Origin of the sequence: Bacillus sp. 2B09 (assembly GCF_003946835.1) — a bacterium.
GTDB lineage: Bacteria > Bacillota > Bacilli > Bacillales > Bacillaceae > Bacillus > Bacillus altitudinis.
In genome coordinates this window covers 300,966-318,791 of sequence record NZ_RPSG01000003.1, presented here as the reverse complement: position 1 = coordinate 318,791, position 17,826 = coordinate 300,966, and the positions used below count along the sequence as shown (strand labels likewise).

Annotated in this window: 22 protein-coding genes; 6 read left to right on the top strand and 16 right to left on the bottom strand. The window is 41.5% G+C overall.

Going from position 1 to position 17,826, the window contains the following annotated elements; all coding sequences use genetic code 11:
- Positions 1-219: 219 nt before the first annotated feature.
- The gene (locus EBQ12_RS09120; RefSeq protein ID WP_008345763.1) at positions 220-960 is read left to right on the top strand and encodes a protein-glutamine gamma-glutamyltransferase; all 741 of its coding nucleotides are present in this window, start codon (positions 220-222) and stop codon (positions 958-960) included.
- A gap of 21 nt (positions 961-981) precedes the next feature.
- Here the strand turns inward: EBQ12_RS09120 and EBQ12_RS09115 are convergent, their stop codons facing one another.
- The 6 genes from EBQ12_RS09115 to EBQ12_RS09090 form a co-directional block, all read right to left on the bottom strand.
- Positions 982-1,230 carry a hypothetical protein gene (locus EBQ12_RS09115; protein ID WP_125589746.1) on the bottom strand — a complete coding sequence of 83 codons (249 nt, stop codon included), beginning with the start codon at positions 1,228-1,230 and terminating at the stop codon, positions 982-984.
- 24 nt (positions 1,231-1,254) lie between these two features.
- Positions 1,255-2,286: a nitronate monooxygenase gene (locus EBQ12_RS09110; protein WP_125589744.1), complete on the bottom strand. Its 1,032-nt coding sequence runs from the start codon at positions 2,284-2,286 to the stop codon at positions 1,255-1,257.
- Positions 2,287-2,300: 14 nt separating this feature from the next.
- Positions 2,301-2,702, bottom strand: coding sequence for a secondary thiamine-phosphate synthase enzyme YjbQ (locus tag EBQ12_RS09105; RefSeq protein WP_007500538.1), 402 nt, complete (start codon positions 2,700-2,702; stop codon positions 2,301-2,303).
- A gap of 136 nt (positions 2,703-2,838) precedes the next feature.
- Positions 2,839-4,131 (bottom strand): hemolysin family protein, encoded by a 1,293-nt coding sequence (locus EBQ12_RS09100; RefSeq protein ID WP_007500537.1) that lies wholly within the window; start codon positions 4,129-4,131, stop codon positions 2,839-2,841.
- Positions 4,132-4,179: 48 nt separating this feature from the next.
- Entirely contained in the window at positions 4,180-4,854 is a 675-nt protein-coding gene (locus EBQ12_RS09095; RefSeq protein ID WP_024719711.1) for a zinc metallopeptidase, read from the bottom strand.
- An 81-nt stretch (positions 4,855-4,935) separates the two neighbouring features.
- Positions 4,936-5,160 (bottom strand): YuzI family membrane protein, encoded by a 225-nt coding sequence (locus EBQ12_RS09090; protein ID WP_008345775.1) that lies wholly within the window; start codon positions 5,158-5,160, stop codon positions 4,936-4,938.
- A 126-nt stretch (positions 5,161-5,286) separates the two neighbouring features.
- Here EBQ12_RS09090 and EBQ12_RS09085 point away from each other — a divergent pair, with 126 nt between their 5' ends.
- Entirely contained in the window at positions 5,287-6,273 is a 987-nt protein-coding gene (locus EBQ12_RS09085) for a potassium channel family protein (RefSeq protein ID WP_025207891.1), read from the top strand.
- Here EBQ12_RS09085 and EBQ12_RS09080 read toward each other — a convergent pair.
- The 5 genes from EBQ12_RS09080 to EBQ12_RS09060 form a co-directional block, all read right to left on the bottom strand.
- The gene (locus EBQ12_RS09080) at positions 6,270-6,671 is read right to left on the bottom strand and encodes a YugN-like family protein (RefSeq protein WP_008345780.1); all 402 of its coding nucleotides are present in this window, start codon (positions 6,669-6,671) and stop codon (positions 6,270-6,272) included. The genes EBQ12_RS09085 and EBQ12_RS09080 overlap by 4 nt on opposite strands.
- Before the next feature lie 29 nt (positions 6,672-6,700).
- Positions 6,701-6,919, bottom strand: coding sequence for a spore germination protein (locus tag EBQ12_RS09075; protein WP_008345782.1), 219 nt, complete (start codon positions 6,917-6,919; stop codon positions 6,701-6,703).
- Between the two features lie 115 nt (positions 6,920-7,034).
- On the bottom strand, positions 7,035-8,390 hold the full coding sequence (locus tag EBQ12_RS09070; RefSeq protein WP_113747040.1) for a glucose-6-phosphate isomerase: 1,356 nt from the start codon (positions 8,388-8,390) through the stop codon (positions 7,035-7,037).
- Between the two features lie 126 nt (positions 8,391-8,516).
- Complete coding sequence (locus EBQ12_RS09065) at positions 8,517-9,689, bottom strand: iron-containing alcohol dehydrogenase (RefSeq protein WP_125589742.1); 1,173 nt, start codon at positions 9,687-9,689, stop codon at positions 8,517-8,519.
- 119 nt (positions 9,690-9,808) lie between these two features.
- Positions 9,809-10,972, bottom strand: coding sequence for an iron-containing alcohol dehydrogenase (locus EBQ12_RS09060; protein WP_008345790.1), 1,164 nt, complete (start codon positions 10,970-10,972; stop codon positions 9,809-9,811).
- Positions 10,973-11,116: 144 nt separating this feature from the next.
- On the opposite strand from EBQ12_RS09060, the gene EBQ12_RS09055 reads away from it, so the two are divergent.
- Complete coding sequence (locus EBQ12_RS09055; protein WP_008345792.1) at positions 11,117-11,353, top strand: DUF378 domain-containing protein; 237 nt, start codon at positions 11,117-11,119, stop codon at positions 11,351-11,353.
- A gap of 65 nt (positions 11,354-11,418) precedes the next feature.
- Here the strand turns inward: EBQ12_RS09055 and yugI are convergent, their stop codons facing one another.
- The 3 genes from yugI to EBQ12_RS09040 all read right to left on the bottom strand — a co-directional run bounded on the left by yugI (position 11,419) and on the right by EBQ12_RS09040 (position 13,704).
- On the bottom strand, positions 11,419-11,811 hold the full coding sequence (yugI, locus tag EBQ12_RS09050) for a S1 domain-containing post-transcriptional regulator GSP13 (RefSeq protein ID WP_024719717.1): 393 nt from the start codon (positions 11,809-11,811) through the stop codon (positions 11,419-11,421).
- A gap of 198 nt (positions 11,812-12,009) precedes the next feature.
- Positions 12,010-13,203, bottom strand: a complete 1,194-nt coding sequence (locus tag EBQ12_RS09045) for an aminotransferase (RefSeq protein ID WP_008345797.1) — start codon at positions 13,201-13,203, stop codon at positions 12,010-12,012.
- The gene (locus EBQ12_RS09040; protein ID WP_007500517.1) at positions 13,204-13,704 is read right to left on the bottom strand and encodes an Lrp/AsnC family transcriptional regulator; all 501 of its coding nucleotides are present in this window, start codon (positions 13,702-13,704) and stop codon (positions 13,204-13,206) included.
- A gap of 178 nt (positions 13,705-13,882) precedes the next feature.
- Here EBQ12_RS09040 and EBQ12_RS09035 point away from each other — a divergent pair, with 178 nt between their 5' ends.
- Positions 13,883-14,707, top strand: a complete 825-nt coding sequence (locus EBQ12_RS09035; RefSeq protein ID WP_017358960.1) for an alpha/beta fold hydrolase — start codon at positions 13,883-13,885, stop codon at positions 14,705-14,707.
- Here EBQ12_RS09035 and EBQ12_RS09030 read toward each other — a convergent pair.
- Positions 14,704-14,964 carry a DUF1871 family protein gene (locus tag EBQ12_RS09030; protein WP_008345803.1) on the bottom strand — a complete coding sequence of 87 codons (261 nt, stop codon included), beginning with the start codon at positions 14,962-14,964 and terminating at the stop codon, positions 14,704-14,706. The two genes, EBQ12_RS09035 and EBQ12_RS09030, sit on opposite strands and share 4 nt — an antisense overlap.
- Positions 14,965-15,047: 83 nt before the next feature.
- Between EBQ12_RS09030 and EBQ12_RS09025 the strand changes: the two genes are divergently transcribed.
- Positions 15,048-16,223, top strand: a complete 1,176-nt coding sequence (locus tag EBQ12_RS09025) for a MalY/PatB family protein (protein WP_125589740.1) — start codon at positions 15,048-15,050, stop codon at positions 16,221-16,223.
- A gap of 133 nt (positions 16,224-16,356) precedes the next feature.
- Positions 16,357-17,649 (top strand): sensor histidine kinase, encoded by a 1,293-nt coding sequence (locus EBQ12_RS09020; RefSeq protein WP_024719721.1) that lies wholly within the window; start codon positions 16,357-16,359, stop codon positions 17,647-17,649.
- Here EBQ12_RS09020 and EBQ12_RS19350 read toward each other — a convergent pair whose 3' ends face one another.
- Positions 17,650-17,826: a hypothetical protein gene (locus tag EBQ12_RS19350; protein ID WP_008345810.1), complete on the bottom strand. Its 177-nt coding sequence runs from the start codon at positions 17,824-17,826 to the stop codon at positions 17,650-17,652.

Sequence of the window (17,826 nt, the reverse complement as noted above, 5' to 3'; positions counted from 1 at the left end):
GAATGAAATAATCAGCCTTTTAGAAATCGATGGTTTTTTCAACCATTTTATGATACTTTTCATGTTTTTCCTCCTTTTAAACGTTATGTTTTATATCGGACAGCTTCATATTATTTTCATGTTTTTCAAATAAAAAGGATGTCTTTTTGTTTATTTTCACAAATTGATTCCTTGCCCAAGCATCCCGCATACGCTAATACAAAAGGGGGCGCTTTTCATATGATTATCCTTTCAGGACAGCCAGTAACAAATGAGCAGCTGGCATCGTTTCAGCTAGAAGGACAAAAGCGGATCATTTTGATGCAGTTACAAGCCTCAAATGATACGTTCCGTTATAGGCAGGCATCTGATTTGTTATTTGAGGTGACTTTACGATCGAATATCATGAATGCGGCAAGAGATTTGAACAAGAGCGGTGCCTCATTTGCTATCTTTCAAAGGTCCCGTGCGAATGACGCCTATTGGCGTGTATCAGAGGCCGGAGCGTTAGAACTGCGCTATCAAGTCGAGCCATCTACGGGGATTAAAGACATCTTTGAAAATGGCTCAAAATATGCCTTTGAATGTGCCACAGCGATTGTCATTGTGTTTTATATGGGAGTCCTGCAAACGGTAGGAGACGAGAAGTTCAATCGAAGACTTAGAAGTTTAACGCTGTATGACTGGCACTATGATACATTGTCCATTTATACAGAGCGCGGAAATGATTTTATTTATGGGGATTGCCTATATTTCGAGAATCCAGAGTTTAGCTATCAACAGTCTCAATGGCGCGGAGAAAATGTGATTTACTTAGGGGAAGATCAATATTATGGGCATGGGCTTGGGATCTTAACAGCTGCAGAGATTATTGATAAATTAAATGCCAGAAGACGGCCAGGGGCGGTTCAGTCCGCTTATTTACTGCCGCAGACTACTAGGATGGATGTTATTTATCTCAGGCAAATGTTTGGCAGCTAAAAAAGGCCTCTTGTCTATAGGTTATGACAAGGGGCCTTTGTATGCCTTGCGTTTGCGGTAATCGTGGAGCGTGCCAAGCATTTTGTTTGCTAGGATTTCCATTTCTTCTAGATCGTTTCTTGTGACTGGAGGGTCGTGCTGATTCCATTTCACATAACGGACGAAATAGTAATGACGAATGGGGATAAGGACGGCAGGGGAGTGCGGAAAATCATCAAATAGAAATTCAATTTGTCCTTTTTTCCGATATGAATGTTTTAAGATTTCCATCCTGTCACACCACCCATTATCAAATTATTTCTGCGTGAGTTCATGCATGATTTCTTCAACGGTTAAAATCGAGAGAATGCGGCCAACCCCCTGACCTGCCCAAAGAGCCATTTGTTCTGGGTTTCCTGCAGCAGCTGCCGCTTTTCGCATCGGTGTTGTCCATACATGCTGTATGGGATAGGGAAGAACCCGGTCTTCATTTCGTCTTTCTTCCTCCATCCACTGATTGACAATACCTCTGGCTTTTTTTCCAGAGAAAAGCCGTGTCATCGCTGTTTCACTGCCTTCTGCCTGTAACAGCGCCTTTTTGTACACATCTGCCGCAGCACTTTCTTGACTCGCTAAAAATCGTGTCCCTATTTGAACCGCATCTGCTCCAAGTGCTAGTGCTGCGCTCATAGTGGTCCGGTCTGTGATCCCTCCAGCGGCGATCAATGGGATATGACAGACGGATCTGACATCACTGATCAGGCAGAAAAGTCCCTGCAGAGCATCTCCCTTTGAGGGCAAAAAGGTACCTCGGTGCCCTCCTGCTTCGCTTCCTTGAAGAACAACGGCATCCATTCCTTTTTCTTCTAAAAGCAGTGCTTCTTCTTTTGTTGTAGCTGTTCCGATGAGAAAGATCCCCTTTTGTTTCAGGTGATGAATTGTTTGTTCGTTTGGACAGGCAAATGTAAACGACACAGCTGGGACTTCTTCATCTTGAAGAATGTTGATTTTTTGTTCATAGTCCTTCCATAATTCTTCTTCTCTAGGGATCATTTGTGCTTCTTGTATGACAGGCAGCCGGTCTGTCCAAAATGATACATCTTCTGTTTTCGTTTCTGAAATGGGTTCAGGGACAAACACATTCACTTGAAATGGACGAGATGTCAGCTGTTTGACCTGTCTGATTTGCTGCCTCATCTTTTCAGGCTGTACATAACCACTTGCTAAGCTGCCGAGACCGCCATATTGTGAAACAGCAGCGACAAGCTGCGGCGTCACCGCTCCTCCTGCCATTGGTGCTTGAATGATGCCATGTTCAATTTGAAGTAACGCTGTGAATTCTCCCATCTTCTCCCCCGCCCTTACTCGTTAGATGACACCTGTACATAAAAGTGACGATGTCTCGGTCCGTCAAACTCACAAAAATAGATTCCCTGCCACGTTCCAAGCACAAGATCACCATGATGGACAAGAACGTGCTGAGATGCTCCCATATAACTAGCTTTCATATGCGCTGCTGTATTGCCTTCCATATGACGATCTTTTGGATGTTCCCATGGAAAGACTTCGTCAAGCCGGCGCAGCATATCTCGTTTGACGTCTGGGTCGGCATTTTCATTAATGGTGATTCCAGCCGTCGTATGTGGACAATAGACCATAACCGTTCCGTTTTGAATTCCAGTTTCCCGGACATATTGCTGAACTTCATGGGTAATGTCTATCATGTCATCGTGTTTGTCTGTTTGTACGTTGATTTTTTTCATTTCACTGGCTCCTTTTGATCATGTCTATAAAACCATACCCTTTTTATGTGAAATCAATCACTGCCGGTTGGCAGAAACAAATCTTCTTACCTAAAGTTTACCAAGCAAAAAAACCTCGTCAATAGCTCCGAGGTTTTTAGGAAAAGTGAACCTTTTTTACTTCTATGGTTCGAATATGATGATCTTCTGCATCGACAATTTTAAATTCACAGCCTTCTGCTTCAATGATATCTCCAATGTCAAAATCAATTTTATGCGTCATCATCCAGCCGGCAATTGTATCAACATCATCATTTTCAATCGCTAAATCCAATAAATCATTTACTTCATCGATCAAGGCTTTTCCATCCATGACATAGTGGAAGTCACCTTTTTTCACAATATGAGGGGTCTCATCTTGATCATATTCATCTCGAATCTCGCCCACAATTTCTTCTAATATGTCTTCAACTGTGACGAGACCAGCTGTTCCGCCGTATTCATCTACAAGCACCGACATATGAATCCGTTCCTTTTGCATCAAAATCAGCAGTTCTTGAACTGGTGTACTTTCAATGACACGAATGACAGGGCGCATTAAGTCTTCAATGGACACCTCTTGATTGAGAAAACTTGCTTTAAATACGTCTTTGCTATTGATCACACCAATGACATGATCTTTGTCTTCTTTAATGACAGGATAACGTGTATACCTTTCGTTCAGCATATAATGCGTCACGTCTTCCAGGCTCTGTTCAATTTCAATGGCAGAGATTTCTGTGCGCGGGATCATGATCTCTCTCGCCACTCGGTTATCAAATTCAAATATTTTATTGACATATTTGTATTCAGATTGGTTGATCTCGCCCTTTTCGTAGCTTTCAGACAGGATGAGACGCAATTCTTCCTCACTGATCGCCACTTCATGTTCTTTGACAGAATGAAAACCAAATAATTTCACAATGCCTCGTGCAGCCCCATTTAATGCTTTAATAAACGGGTACATGACTTTATAGAAAAAAATAAGAGGTTTTGCCGTCACAAGACTGACGGCTTCTGCCTTTTGAATGGCAATCGTTTTGGGAGCAAGTTCCCCAACGACAACATGCAAAAACGTAATGATCACAAAGGCAATGATAAACGATATGATGTCTGTCAAAGCGGAATGAAGGCCTGCCTTTTCAAAAAGCGGATGCAGGAAATGTTCCACTGTCGGCTCCCCTAACCACCCTAAGCCTAATGCCGTGATGGTAATGCCAAGCTGACAGGCAGATAAATATTCATCAAGGTTGGTTGTCAGTTTCTGAACATGAATGGCTCTCTTATCACCGCTTTCAATCAGCTGATTGATTTTTGAGCCTCTAATTTTCACAATCGCAAATTCAGTGACAACAAAAAATGCTGTCGCAGCAATGAGTAATAGGACTAAAAATACGTTTAAAATATACAAAAAAACCCTTACCTAACACGGGTAAGGGCTCACCTCCTCTGGCGTCAATTAATCATTACGGCCATTTAGGAAGATCATTACAAAACGGAGCAATTCAAACAGGGAGACAAGGGCCGCTGCTACGTACGTAAGAGCTGCGGCATTTAACACCTTGTTCACGCCTCTTTCTTCACTGCTTCTAATGATTCCTTCTGAAACAATGATATTCTTTGCACGAGAACTTGCGTTAAACTCAACAGGCAATGTCACTAGCTGAAAGAACACAGCAGCTGAGAACAGAACGATCCCAAGCCCGATTAAGTTAAGGCTGCCGAGCAATAATCCACCTAGGAAAAGAAGCGGGGCAACACCAGATGCAAAGTTCACGACAGGGAAGATCTTATGTCTCAAGACAAGCGCACCATAGGATTCCTGATGCTGCAAGGCATGTCCAACCTCGTGTGATGCGACTGAAATGGCCGAAATGGAATGGCCATAATACACTGGTTCAGATAAACGAACCACACGCTGCGTCGGGTCGTAATGATCAGTCAAAGTTCCTCTTACCGGTTCAACGGGTACGTCGTATAACCCGTTGCGATCTAAAATATATCGAGCGGTTTCAGCACCTGTTTTCATACTGGCAGCTTCAACCTTTGAATACTTTTCAAAATTATTCTTTACTTTAAATTGTGCCCAAAAAGACAATCCCAATGCGGCAAATGTTAAAAAATAAAAAAACAGCATGCTCATCAGCTTCCTTTTTATTTTATATATTTATTTACAATTTTAATGACTTTTATGTAACGTGTACAGCAAAAAGCACTAGGTCTTTTTAAGGGGAATCACTACACCAATGAAAAAGAAGAACATTCCGATGCATGCTGTATAAAATGTCACCGTTCCATATAGGTCTTGAAAAAAACGAAGCCACGAGAAATCATTCATGAAATGGTTCACCGCATTTAAATCAAACACGAGTAAAATCACCGCAGATGATAAAAAGTGTGCGCCGATAAAAAGAAGTACGGTCTTTTGAACAAACGACATTCGCATTCCCTCCTTCTTCTCTCTTATTTTAAGATATGGGTTCTGTTTCAATACATGACGATGATGAAAAATTGTTTCCTAATCGGGCATACTGACATTAGCAGTTTCCCTGAAAGGACGAGTTCGATGAAATCAAACCGTATCTTCATTGCCTGGCTAAGATGGCCTCTTTATGTTCGCATTGCGATCATCATCTGTTTCTTGCTTCTCTTTTTTGGACAATTAATCGTCATACTTGAACCAAAGCAGTATCATACGATCTTTGATGGGATCTGGTGGGCTCTCATTACAGTCGCGACGGTAGGCTATGGTGATTTTGTGCCGCAAACCATGCCCGGACAAATCGCAGGTATGGCGCTGATTCTGATCGGGGCAAGCTTTGTAACGGCTTATTTTGCCACGCTTGCTGCCGCTGTATTTAGCAAACAGCACCATTATGTAGAGGGGAAGGTGGCTTTCAAGGGGAAGGGACATCTCATCATTGTCGGCTGGAATGAGAAAACGAACAAACTGCTTCAATCGTTTCAAACCATTGATCCCGCCATGCCGATTGTACTCATTGATGATTCCTTAAAGGAAGGACCTCTTTTAGAGAATGTTCATTTTATTAAAGGCCATGGTACAGAGGATGCCACACTTCGCAGAGCAAATATTATGAGTGCTGATACATTGATGATTACCGCCGACCAGCATGAAAATGAAGTGACGGCTGATATGCAGAGTGTCTTAACCTTGCTTGCGGCAAAAGGATTAAATCCTTCGTTATATTGTTTAATTGAAATTTTAACCGATCGCTATGTGAAAAATGCTGAGCGGGCTGGAGCCAATCAAGTCATCCACACTTCTGATGCCGTGAATCATTTAATGGTGGAGCATTTTCTTTTAAAAGAACAGCTCATGGCGTTAAAAATCAAAAGAAACATGACCCTCCATAAACAGATCACCATCATTCCAGTACCGGCTTCATTAGCTGGAGAGACATTCTTAACGGCACTTCATCACTTTCTAGAGCACCATGTCATCATTGTAGGCGTACAAAAAAAAGAAGGACCCATGATGAATCCTCCTTTTGGATATGAGCTTCATCCAGAGGATGAGCTGATCAGCTTTTAAAGCAGTGCATCTTCTAATTCTTTGACGAGTGAAAAGCCAATTTCGGCATAAGCCTTTGACACATCTCCGTCTTTCTCTTTCGGTTCTTGGAATTGGTTAAAAGATGCCCCGACATTTCCAACCATCGCATGGTCATCTAATTTATCTTGATAGACATGCTTTAAGAGAAATGGATGTCCCATTTTCACCACAACGCCTGGCTGATCCAGCTGTCCTTTCTCGGCTGTAAACGGAACTCTGAGAAAGGTATAGCCGTCACGGTTGTCAATTTTATAATCAAAATATCCATGATCATAATCCCAATTCCCATTAATGACATATCCGAGCGGCTTCATGTTTTCTTCTAAATGGTACAGTGAAAAGCTTTCACCAGTTAGCCTAGATGGTACATGAATCATACAGAACCCTCCTTTTTGTATAGGGTTCGTTAAAGAGAGGAATTCATACATTTGCCTTTCGTGATTTGCACATTGTTTGTAAAAGCAGCATCAAATAAGGCCTGGCTGGATGATGCATTTGTCTCGTTTGCACTGCCCGCTCCTGATGTTTCTTTCGTAGCACTCATTGGACAAATCCGCCCAACATTCCCAAAGTTAACGATGGCCTGCCCTGAAATGTCATGGATATAAATATGATTTGTTCTCATCGCTTCATCAACCTCCTCCATTGATTATTCTATGTACAGAGCTTAGGGAGGCTTGCACTGACACCATGAGAACATAAAAAAAGGCACACCTTATGAAAAGATGTGCCTTTTATTCTTATGATTGGTTGAGACGGCTCTCAAGTTCTGCCTTTTTCTCTTCGAAGCCCGGTTTTCCTAATAAAGCAAACATGTTCACTTTATACGCTTCTACTCCAGGCTGGTCGAATGGATTGACGCCTAGTAAATACCCAGACATCGCACATGCTTTTTCGAAGAAGTACACGAGATATCCGAATGTATAAGCATCCATTTCAGGAATCGTCACAATCAGGTTCGGTACTTTTCCATCCGTATGAGCAAGCATTGTGCCTTCAAATGCTTTTTTATTGACGAAATCAACCGTTTTTCCTGCAAGATAGTTTAACCCATCAAGGTCTTGTTCTTCTGCTTCGATGACAAGTTCATGTCGTGGCTTGTCTACATTCACGATGGTTTCAAACAAGTCTCTTCTTCCTTCTTGTACATATTGACCAAGTGAATGAAGATCCGTTGAGAAGTTGGCAGAAGAAGGATAGATTCCTTTTTCATCTTTCCCTTCACTTTCGCCGAATAACTGCTTCCACCACTCCGCAAAGTACTGTAAGCCTGGCTCATAGTTAATCAGCATTTCAATTGTCCGTCCTTTATTGTAAAGAACATTACGGACAACCGCATATTGATAAGCCGCATTTTCTGAGAGCTCAGATGAAGCGAAGTCTTCACTTGCTTTCGCAGCACCTTCCATCATTTGATCAATGTCTGCACCGCTTACAGCGATTGGCAATAGACCAACTGCTGTTAAGACGGAATAGCGTCCGCCGACGTCATCAGGGATGATAAATGATTCATAGCCTTCTTCAGTTGCTAATGTTTTGAGTGCCCCGCGTGCCTTGTCAGTTGTCGCATAGATGCGTTTTTTCGCTTCTTCAGCACCATATTTTTCGATAAGGAGCTTTTTAAAGATACGGAACGCAATGGCTGGCTCTGTTGTTGTACCAGATTTTGAAATCACGTTAATGGAGAAATCGGCATCTTCTAGCAGATCCATTACATCTGTTAAATAAGAAGAACTGATGTTGTTTCCAATAAAGATGATTTGCGGTGTTTTGCGTTTGCCTTTTGGCAAACTATTATAGAAAGAATGGTTTAAAAACTCAATGGCCGCACGTGCGCCAAGATAAGAACCACCAATTCCAACAACGAGTAATACATCAGAATCAGATTTAATCTTTTCTGCACTTTTTTTAATGCGGGCAAATTCTTCGCGATCATATTGCTTCGGTAAGTCAACCCAGCCTAAATAATCACTGCCAGTACCCGTTTGTTCATGAATATTATGATGGGCCACCTTCACAAAATCTTTTAAATATGTAAGCTCATGTTCTTGAAAGAAAGGTAACGCTTTCGAGTAGTCAAATTGAATATGTGTCATCGCTTGTAAGCCCTCCATTACGTTAGTTCTGTCCCTTTCACTTTAGCGGAACTAGCTATTGAAATCAAGTGATCGTCATTGATGCAGCAAAAAGCCGCTCCTCATAAAGAGAAGCGGCCATCCAAATTATAAAGAAGCTTTTAAAATCGCTAAAATGTCATCACGGTTTAGTTTCATAAAGTTACCAAAACCGCCATATTCCATTTCTTTTGCTGCGATGTCAGCAATTTTGTCCAGTTGATCTTCACCAATATCATAATCGGCTAAACGACTCGGTGCACCTAGGCTTGTCCAGAAGGCTGACAGCTTGTCGATTCCTTCTAATGCGATGTCACGATCCGATTTTCCTTCTGTCTCAATGTCAAACATGTTCAACATAAGGTTTTTAAAACGTTCGACATTATGATCAAGTGTATGACGCATCCAGTTTGGGAAGAGGATCGCAAGTCCACCTGCATGCGGAATGTCATAAACAGCTGATACTGCATGCTCAATCGTATGTGATGCCCAGTCGCCAAAATAGCCCATTTGCAGCGTGCCATTTAAAGCAATTGTTCCTGCATAAAGGATGGTTTCACGGTGCTCATAGTTTTGTAAGTCTTCAAGTAGCTTTGGTGCTGTCTCGATGACTGTTTGAAGAACAGCAAAACACATCCGATCTTGTAGAGGCGTATTTTTGACATTATGGAAGTATTGTTCAAATACATGGCTCATCATATCAACCATGCCATACACCGTTTGATTCTCTGGCACAGAATATGTGTGCTCAGGATCTAAAATTGAAAAAGCAGGGTGCGTGACTGAACTGCCCCACACGTACTTTTCATTTGTTTCCCAGTTCGTGATCACAGAATCCGGGTTCATTTCTGAGCCTGTCGCTGCAAGTGTCAATACTGTGCCAAATGGCAGTGCTTTTTGAGCGGTCGTTTTCTTTGAAATAATATCCCAAACATTTCCGTCATATTCAGCTCCAGCTGCAATGGCTTTTGTACAGTCGATGACACTTCCACCACCAACTGCTAATAAGAAATCAATGTTCTCATTTTGGCAAATGTCGATCCCTTTTTGCACTGTAGTGAGACGAGGATTCGGTTCAACTCCTGACAGTTCAAATACGTCAGCCTCTGCTTCATTTAAAGCGCTGATTACTTTATCATAAAGACCATTTTTCTTAATACTGCCTCCACCATATACAAGAAGCACTCGCTTTCCATAACGAGCGAGTTCGCTTTTTAGTCCGTCTAGTTGTCCTTTTCCAAACATCAATTTCGTTGGATTATAGTAAATAAAGTTCTCCATCTGTTCTACATCTCCTTAAAACATTTATATCCAAAAACATGAAAGACTACTGTAACATATGTACATGCAGAACTCAAAAAAGATAACTGCTTAAAAGCAGCTATCTTTTCCATGTTCGATTATAAAGAAGCGTTTAGAATAGCTAGAACATCTTCTTTGTTCAGCTTTTTAAATTGGCCAAATTCACCACGTGCCATTGCACGGTCTGCAATCAGATCAATTTTCTCATCGTTGATGTCATAGTCAGCTAAACGGTTTGGTGCGCCTAGACTTGTCCAGAAAGCAGAAAGTTTTTCGATTCCTTCTAAGCCAACTTCTTCGTCTGTTTTGCCCGCAGGGTCTACATCGAATACACGCACTGCTAATTGCTTGAAGCGACCTGGGTTTTCTTGAATGACATGCTTCATCCAGTTCGGGAACAAAATCGCAAGTCCGCCTGCATGCGGGATGTCATACACCGCAGATACCGCATGCTCAATATTGTGAGATGCCCAGTCTCCGCGTGCACCCATTGAAAGCATTCCATTCAGTGCAATGGTGCCTGTGAATAAAATCGTTTCACGAAGCTCATAGTTTTCCAAATCATTGATCAGCTTCGGTGCTGTTTCAATGACCGTACGAAGAAGTCCTTCACACATGCGATCTTGGTAAGGTGTATTCTCCGTGTGATGGAAATATTGTTCAAACACGTGAGACATCATGTCGACCATGCCATAAATCGTATGGTTTTTTGGCACAGTAAATGTATTGACTGGGTCAAGAATAGAGAATTTAGGGAAGACAGCTGGACTGCCCCATCCGTATTTCTCATTTGTTTCCCAGTTTGTGATGACGGAGCCAGAGTTCATTTCAGAACCTGTCGCGGCAAGTGTTAATACTGTACCAAATGGGATGGCTTCCATTGGGACATGCTTACGAGTAACGATATCCCAAGCATCTCCATCGTATTTCGCACCAGCTGCGATCGCTTTGGTTGCGTCAATGACACTACCGCCGCCGACTGCCAAAATAAAATCAATTTGGTTCTCTTTGCAAAGCTCAACCCCTTTTCTAACTGTTGTTAAGCGCGGGTTTGGCTCAACACCAGCAAGCTCAGTGATTGTAGCTCCTGATTCTTTTAAGATGCTGACAACTTGGTCATAAAGGCCATTTCGTTTAATGCTGCCTCCACCATATACAAGCAATACGTTTTTTCCGTAGTGTTTTAGTTCATCTGAAAGGGCTGATACTTCTCCCTTTCCAAAGATTAATTTCGTTGGGTTCCAATAAGTAAATCGATCCATGTGATCTCCTCCTCGCGCTACATTATGCGCCTCTTTCATTCCAAAAGTAAAGTAATTTGCTTTCATCCATTTTCTTACGCATAGTTTGGCTAAAAATCTGCAAAATATAAATGTATTGATACTGTAGCGAAAGGAGGAATCACGATGAGTGCTATTCAGCGTATTGCCCTCGTGCTCACGATTATCGGTGCTATTAACTGGGGACTAATCGGCTTTTTTCAATTTGACTTAGTAGCAGCGATCTTTGGCGGTCAAGGTGCTGCATTATCACGTATTATTTATGGTCTTGTTGGAATTGCAGGTCTTGTTAACCTTGGTCTATTATTCAAGCCAAGTGAAGAAGCTGTCCGCCGTGACGAGCCGAATCCAGAGGTTCGCTAACAAAAGACATAAAAAAGGCCGCCTATTCGAGGCAGCCTAAGGCACCGTTTGAAGCGGTGCTTTTTTTATTTCTTGATAAGGTCTTTACGGTTTGATTGCTCAATCCACTCTTCAAGTTTATCTTTAAGTGTATTGAAACCTTGTGGTGCAGCAGCTTCTTCTTTCGCTTGCTGTGGTCTTTGTTTCTTTGGTTTGCTTTCTTTTCTTTCAGGTGCATCTTGTGTCGCACGGATTGAAAGGCTGATTTTACCTGCATTTTCATCAACAGAAAGAACTTTTACTTGTACTTCGTCACCAATTGAAAGGTGCTCGTTGATGTCTTTTACAAAGCCATGTGTTACTTCAGAAATATGCACAAGTCCTTGAGTTTCTTCATCTAATGCAACAAACGCACCATACGCTTGTAATCCTGTTACTTTACCAGTGTAAACACTGCCTACTTCAAACTTTGTCGCCATGATAACAACTCCTAAATAAATGTTTTAATATTCGTTTATACGCAATTAAAAACTATATCACAGAACGCTCTTTTACGCAAAATATTTTTTAATTTGGTTTAGATCAGTTCAAAAGGGGGAATACCTGAAAACAAGAATGCTTTCTAGTATTCCCCCCTAATTTGAGAGGCATGAGTCCAGTTGGATTGATGCCTTTTTTTATTTTAAGATAGCAGGTGCCTCTTCTTGCACTTGTCTATTCTGCAAAAAACGCTGGATTCTTGAAAGTGATTCCTGCAAGTGATCGAGTGATGACGCATATGAACAACGAATATGTCCTTCACCACTTGGGCCGAATACATTTCCAGGGACAACTGCTACTTTCTCGCTAAGCAGCAGCTCCTCGGCAAATTGTTCTGAAGTCATGCCTGTGCTTTTAATGGACGGGAAAGCGTAAAACGCTCCGTTTGGCTGATGGCAAGTGAGTCCAAGTTCATTGAGAGAGCCGACAAACAAATTACGGCGTCTTCTGTAGCTTTTCTTCATTTTCTCCACATCTTCAAGTCCATTTTTTAATGCTTCTTCTGCAGCATATTGTGCCATAGCTGGTGCACACATCATAGAATATTGATGTATTTTCAGCATGGCATCACGGAGGACTGGCGGTGCTGCCACATAGCCTAAGCGCCACCCCGTCATAGCGAACCCTTTGGAAAACCCTGAAATCAAAATCGTTCTTTCCTTCATATCTTGAATCGCCGCGACACTCGTAAAAGCTTCATCGTACGTCAGCTCTGCATAAATCTCATCTGTGATGATTAAAAGATCATGCTCCTTTGCAAACTGAGCAATATCTTCAAGCTCTTCTTTCGAGTAAACAGACCCTGTTGGGTTTGATGGAGAGCATAGCAAGATGGCTTTTGTTTTCGGCGTCAGCTTCGTACGAAGATCAGCAGAATCGGCTTTAAAATCTTTTTCAGCCGATGTACTTAAATAAACCGGTACACCGCCCGCAAGTGTCGTCAGAGCCCCATATGCGACGAAACAAGGCTCTGGGATGATTACTTCGTCCCCGCTGTTTAAAATGGCGCGAAAGGCCAAATCAAGCGCCTGGCTGCCGCCAACCGTAATAATGAGTTCTTCTTCAGGACTGTACTCAATGTGAAACCGCTTATATAAATAATGGCTCAATTCTTTTCGCAAAGAGAGCAGCCCAGCATTTGCTGTATAAGAGGTCAGTCCTTGCTCTAAAGACATAATACTGGCTTCTCTCACATTCCAAGCTGTCACGAAATCCGGTTCGCCGACCCCGAGGGAGATAACCCCTTCCATTGTGGCTGCCAAATCAAAGAATTTCCGAATACCTGACGGCTGAATGCTTTGTACCGTTTCAGATAAATAAGACTTTTTCATTTAAGGAGACACCACGATTCTTTTGTCATCGTCCCCTGTTTCAAAGACTTTCCCATCATGCTTATATCTTTTCAAAATAAAGTGGGTAGTGGTTGAAACAACAGAATCAAGTGTCGATAATTTTTCAGATACGAAGCGGGCGATATCAGACATGGATCTTCCTCTGATCACAACAGATAAATCATACACGCCTGACATTAAATACACGGACTCCACTTCTTGGAACCTGTAAATACGTTCAGCAATTTCATCAAAACCGACGCCTCTTTTTGGGGTCACTTTCACATCAATCATCGCTGTAACGCCTTCGTGTCCGTCTACTTTTCGCCAGTCAATCATGGTCGAATAATCAATAATGACTTTTTGATCTTCGAGCTTTTGAATAATGGCTTCTGCTTCTTCTGATGTCACACCTGCCATTTTTGCAATTGTATTTAAATCGGCGCGGCTGTTTTCATCTAAAATCTCTAATATTTCAGTTTCTTTTTCGGTTAGTTTCATTGATTTCACACCTCTGATTGTAAAAAGCTAGTTTTAAAAAATCTTCTGAACATTATAGCACGTTTTTCCCATTATGCTAAGCAGGGAAAAGATTCTAATCGTAGCTTAAAATCCACTTTTTAGGGTACAATACAGTCACCTAACAGAGAGTGAGTATCAAATATCGGAGTTGATGAGTGTGGACATTGTACAGCCATCCTATATGAAAAGTAAATTCGGTTTAGATATCTATTACGAACACTATCCAAATGAAGGTAAGAAGACATTGATTTTGATTCACGGTCTTTTCTCATCTACCTTCAGCTATCGAAAGCTCATCCCGCTTCTGAAACAAGACTTCAATTTAATTGCGATTGATCTGCCTCCATTCGGGCAGTCCGAAAAATCGAATACGTTCATTTACAGCTATCGCAACATGGCAAAAATCATCATTGAACTAGCTGGTTATTTGCAGATTCAGCATGCGATCCTCGTGGGGCATTCCATGGGGGGACAAATTGCTTTATATGCTGCCTCTGAGCGTCCCGACCTATTTGAAAAAGCTGTTCTTTTGTGCAGCTCAGGGTATATGAATAAGTCCAAAAAGTCGCTTGTTTACAGCACATATATTCCTTATTTTTATCTCTATTTAAAAAGAAAGTTGTTCAAGCAAGGTATTATGAAAAATTTAACCGCTGTTGTGCATGATCATTCGATTATTGATCAAGAGATGGTAGACGGATATTTAAAGCCTTTTTCAGATGACCAAATTTTTAGAGGTATTTTTCGTTTGATCCGGCACAGGGAAGGCGATTTAGCGTCAGATGTCTTAAAGAAAATGGAGACACCTGTCCTGCTGATTTGGGGGGAGGAAGACCGGATCGTTCCTATTCAAATTGGCGAAAGACTGCACAAGGATCTGCCACATTCAACCTTTCACGCATTAAAAAAAACCGGGCACCTCATCCCTGAGGAAAATCCGGTCTTTGTGTCTGATCAAATTGGTCATTTCAGCCTGTCTTAAAACGAGCAGGAGCTACTTTCTCTTATGATAAAAAGCTGATTTGCGATATGCTGGCAGCTTTCCATCGGAAGAAGCTGATCAAATGAGTGATGGTAAATGGCTTGAATGTCTTTCGCGAAAGATAACGGGTCTTCTGCGTCGTATAAGGCACTGATGACGTCAGCAGGCTCCGTTTCGTAAAAGTCCTCTCCATATTGAAAAGGGTCCCATGCCTTAATGACTTGAATCATCTCTTCTACAGCTTGACTATCTTTCATGGGGATCACCGCTTATAATAAATTTTGTGATGTTTATTTTAGCACAACCAAGAATGGTTGAAAAACGGCTAGAGGTGGGTTTCATGAATTTCGACGAACAGATCATACGTAAAGGTTCAAAATCAGTCAAATGGGATCAAGCAGAGTCTTTGTTCCTGACAACAGATGCGCTGCCAATGTGGGTAGCAGATATGGATTTTAAAGCGCCCCAAGTCGTACTTGATGCTTTAAAAGAACGATTAGATCACGGCGTATTCGGCTATGCATTTCAGGATCAGGATACGCAGCAAGCAGTAGCTGACTGGGTCAAAAGAAGACACGGTTGGACGATAAAAACAGATGCCGTCACCTTCACACCAGGTATCGTGACAGCACTTAGTTTTGCGGTACAAGCCTTTACAGCTCCGAATGATGAAGTGGTCATTCAGTCACCGGTGTATACGCCCTTCTATCAAATGATTGAAAGAAACGGACGTATCGTCTCAACCAACCCTTTAAAAATAGAAAACAACCGTTACATGATGGATTTTGATGATTTAGAGAAGAAATTAAGCAGGCCAGAAGCAAAGCTGATGTTTCTTTGTCATCCGCATAATCCTTCAGGGAGAGCTTGGTCAAAAGAGGAATTAAAGCGTGTAGGAGATTTATGTGTACAGTACGGTGTCACCGTCGTGTCAGATGAAATTCATTCCGATCTGATGCTTTACGGGCAGCCGCATGTGCCTTTTGCCAGCCTTTCTGATGAGATAGCTAACATCACGGTAACGTGTATTGCACCGAGTAAAACATTTAATTTAGCTGGTCTTCAGGCATCTGCCATTATCATTTCTGATGAAGAAAAAAGAACTCTTTTCACCAATGAAGTGCAAAGAAATGGATTGTCTAAACTGAATGCCTTTGCGATTCCTGCCATGGAGGCGGCCTATCGCCACGGAGATGAGTGGCTTGATTCACTTGTTCTTTATCTCGAAAATAATATGAAGATCGCAATGGATTATATTGATGAATATCTGCCGAGCATGCGTTATATGAAACCAGATGCTTCTTATCTATTGTGGCTGGATATTCGTGATTATGAGCTCACTCAAGCAGAATTGAAACGTAATCTGCTGAAAAAGGGCAAGGTCATACTAGAGCTCGGAAACGTATATGGGCACGAAGGAGACGGCTTTATTCGAATGAATCTAGGCTGTCCTGCCGGAACAGTAAAAGAAGGTCTGAAGCGCCTTCATCAAGCATTCACTCTATCATCCGAATAAAACCATTTCTATCAAAAGAACATCCTAACGGGTGTTCTTTTTAAAGAAAAAAACCCTCCTATTATCATATCTACTTTGTACATGAAATGATATAATGAGAGGAATTACAATTATTTACGAGGAGAGCATTTAAATGGAAATGTTCAAGGATTTTCTGCTCCATGTATCTTTTATTCTATTTCCAATCTTTTTATATCATGCACTATGGCTAAGCCGGACCCCTGCTCATTTCCCTAAAACGAATAAACTGCTCATCACCATATTTGCATCCATTTCATCAGCACTATGTATTATGTATCCAGTTGGTTCGATTTTAGATTTGCAGACTGGGCTTCAATCGATTCCCCTTGTACTGGCTATTTTATACGGGGGATATACCGCCGGAATCGTCGCTATCTTAGTTAGTTCAACCGTAAAGTTCGTGATGTATGGCTCTTTTTTATGGGTTGGATTGATTGTTGTACCGATTTACTTTTTCATTCCTTTCCTGCTTTACCGGAAATGGCGCCAATATTCTAAGCAGAGAAAGCTGTTATACGGAGTCATGATTGCGTTATCAAAAGGGATGTTTATTTACATTGGACTGCTTGTGGTCAGCTTAATTGAGTACAGCCCTGCATTCATTATGCAGCAAAAACTGCTTGAATTATTTTTCTCAACTCTTTACTACATATTCTTTCTTGTGCTGAGTATTTATTCCATTGAGTTTGTGAAAGAGAATGCGCAAATGAGAACACAGCTTGTCCAATCAGAGAAACTGACGATTGTGAGTGAACTGGCAGCAAGTGTCGCCCATGAAGTCCGCAATCCACTGACGGTGGTGAGAGGATTTATCCAACTGCTCTTTTCAAGTGACAATACGAAAGAGCCGTCAACCAATAAAGATTATAAAAATCTCGTTTTATCTGAACTTGACCGTGCGCAGGATATTATTACGAGCTATCTTGATATTGCGAAACAAAATTATTATCAAATTGAGTCTCTCAATTTATCTAAATTACTTGAAGAATGTGCATCGCTGATGACATCCTATGCGAATTTTAAGTCGGTCACGATTCATCAATCGATTGAACCAGACTTATACATCCAAGGTGATGAAACGAAAATCAAACAAGTCATGATTAATTTAATCAAAAATGCAATCGAAGCAGCGCCCGAACACGAAGGTAAAATCGAACTGTTTGCTTCAAAAGAAAATCATCGAATCTGCCTTTATTTTGTTGATAACGGTGTAGGCATGTCAGAAAGCCAAATGAAAAAGCTTGGTGAACCCTATTACACATTGAAAAATAAAGGAACAGGGCTTGGGCTGACAGTAACATTTTCCATCATTGAAAATCATCATGGAACCATTCGTTTCAAAAGCTCATTGCAGTCTGGTACAACAGTCACCGTGAAGTTTCCTGAAGATACAAGAAGAAAATGATCAATCCATTTTTTTTGTCCTTTTTTCATCGATCTGCTCCTGCTTCTTAGAAGCACGAACGATCAAACGAAAGCAAATAAATGCAGCAGCAAAGAAAAGCACCGTCGTGATTGCCGCAGGGATATACTCCCTTTTATCTTCAGGAAAATACAGTAGAAAGAATATGATGAACGACAT

What these genes read in the sequence shown, in the direction of transcription:
- EBQ12_RS09060 (WP_008345790.1), bottom strand. Translation starts at nt 10,972, where the DNA reads ATGGATCGATTTACTTATTGGAACCCAACGAAATTAATCTTTGGAAAG.
- EBQ12_RS09080 (WP_008345780.1), bottom strand. Translation starts at nt 6,671, where the DNA reads ATGATTCATGTACCATCTAGGCTAACTGGTGAAAGCTTTTCACTGTAC.
- EBQ12_RS09085 (WP_025207891.1), top strand. Translation starts at nt 5,287, where the DNA reads ATGAAATCAAACCGTATCTTCATTGCCTGGCTAAGATGGCCTCTTTAT.
- EBQ12_RS09110 (WP_125589744.1), bottom strand. Translation starts at nt 2,286, where the DNA reads ATGGGAGAATTCACAGCGTTACTTCAAATTGAACATGGCATCATTCAA.
- yugI (WP_024719717.1), bottom strand. Translation starts at nt 11,811, where the DNA reads ATGGCGACAAAGTTTGAAGTAGGCAGTGTTTACACTGGTAAAGTAACA.
- EBQ12_RS09030 (WP_008345803.1), bottom strand. Translation starts at nt 14,964, where the DNA reads ATGAAAGATAGTCAAGCTGTAGAAGAGATGATTCAAGTCATTAAGGCA.
- EBQ12_RS09090 (WP_008345775.1), bottom strand. Translation starts at nt 5,160, where the DNA reads ATGTCGTTTGTTCAAAAGACCGTACTTCTTTTTATCGGCGCACACTTT.
- EBQ12_RS09075 (WP_008345782.1), bottom strand. Translation starts at nt 6,919, where the DNA reads ATGAGAACAAATCATATTTATATCCATGACATTTCAGGGCAGGCCATC.
- EBQ12_RS09040 (WP_007500517.1), bottom strand. Translation starts at nt 13,704, where the DNA reads ATGAAACTAACCGAAAAAGAAACTGAAATATTAGAGATTTTAGATGAA.
- EBQ12_RS09045 (WP_008345797.1), bottom strand. Translation starts at nt 13,203, where the DNA reads ATGAAAAAGTCTTATTTATCTGAAACGGTACAAAGCATTCAGCCGTCA.
- EBQ12_RS09055 (WP_008345792.1), top strand. Translation starts at nt 11,117, where the DNA reads ATGAGTGCTATTCAGCGTATTGCCCTCGTGCTCACGATTATCGGTGCT.
- EBQ12_RS19350 (WP_008345810.1), bottom strand. Translation starts at nt 17,826, where the DNA reads ATGTCGTTCATCATATTCTTTCTACTGTATTTTCCTGAAGATAAAAGG.
- EBQ12_RS09115 (WP_125589746.1), bottom strand. Translation starts at nt 1,230, where the DNA reads ATGGAAATCTTAAAACATTCATATCGGAAAAAAGGACAAATTGAATTT.
- EBQ12_RS09020 (WP_024719721.1), top strand. Translation starts at nt 16,357, where the DNA reads ATGGAAATGTTCAAGGATTTTCTGCTCCATGTATCTTTTATTCTATTT.
- EBQ12_RS09070 (WP_113747040.1), bottom strand. Translation starts at nt 8,390, where the DNA reads ATGACACATATTCAATTTGACTACTCGAAAGCGTTACCTTTCTTTCAA.
- EBQ12_RS09105 (WP_007500538.1), bottom strand. Translation starts at nt 2,702, where the DNA reads ATGAAAAAAATCAACGTACAAACAGACAAACACGATGACATGATAGAC.
- EBQ12_RS09025 (WP_125589740.1), top strand. Translation starts at nt 15,048, where the DNA reads ATGAATTTCGACGAACAGATCATACGTAAAGGTTCAAAATCAGTCAAA.
- EBQ12_RS09120 (WP_008345763.1), top strand. Translation starts at nt 220, where the DNA reads ATGATTATCCTTTCAGGACAGCCAGTAACAAATGAGCAGCTGGCATCG.
- EBQ12_RS09065 (WP_125589742.1), bottom strand. Translation starts at nt 9,689, where the DNA reads ATGGAGAACTTTATTTACTATAATCCAACGAAATTGATGTTTGGAAAA.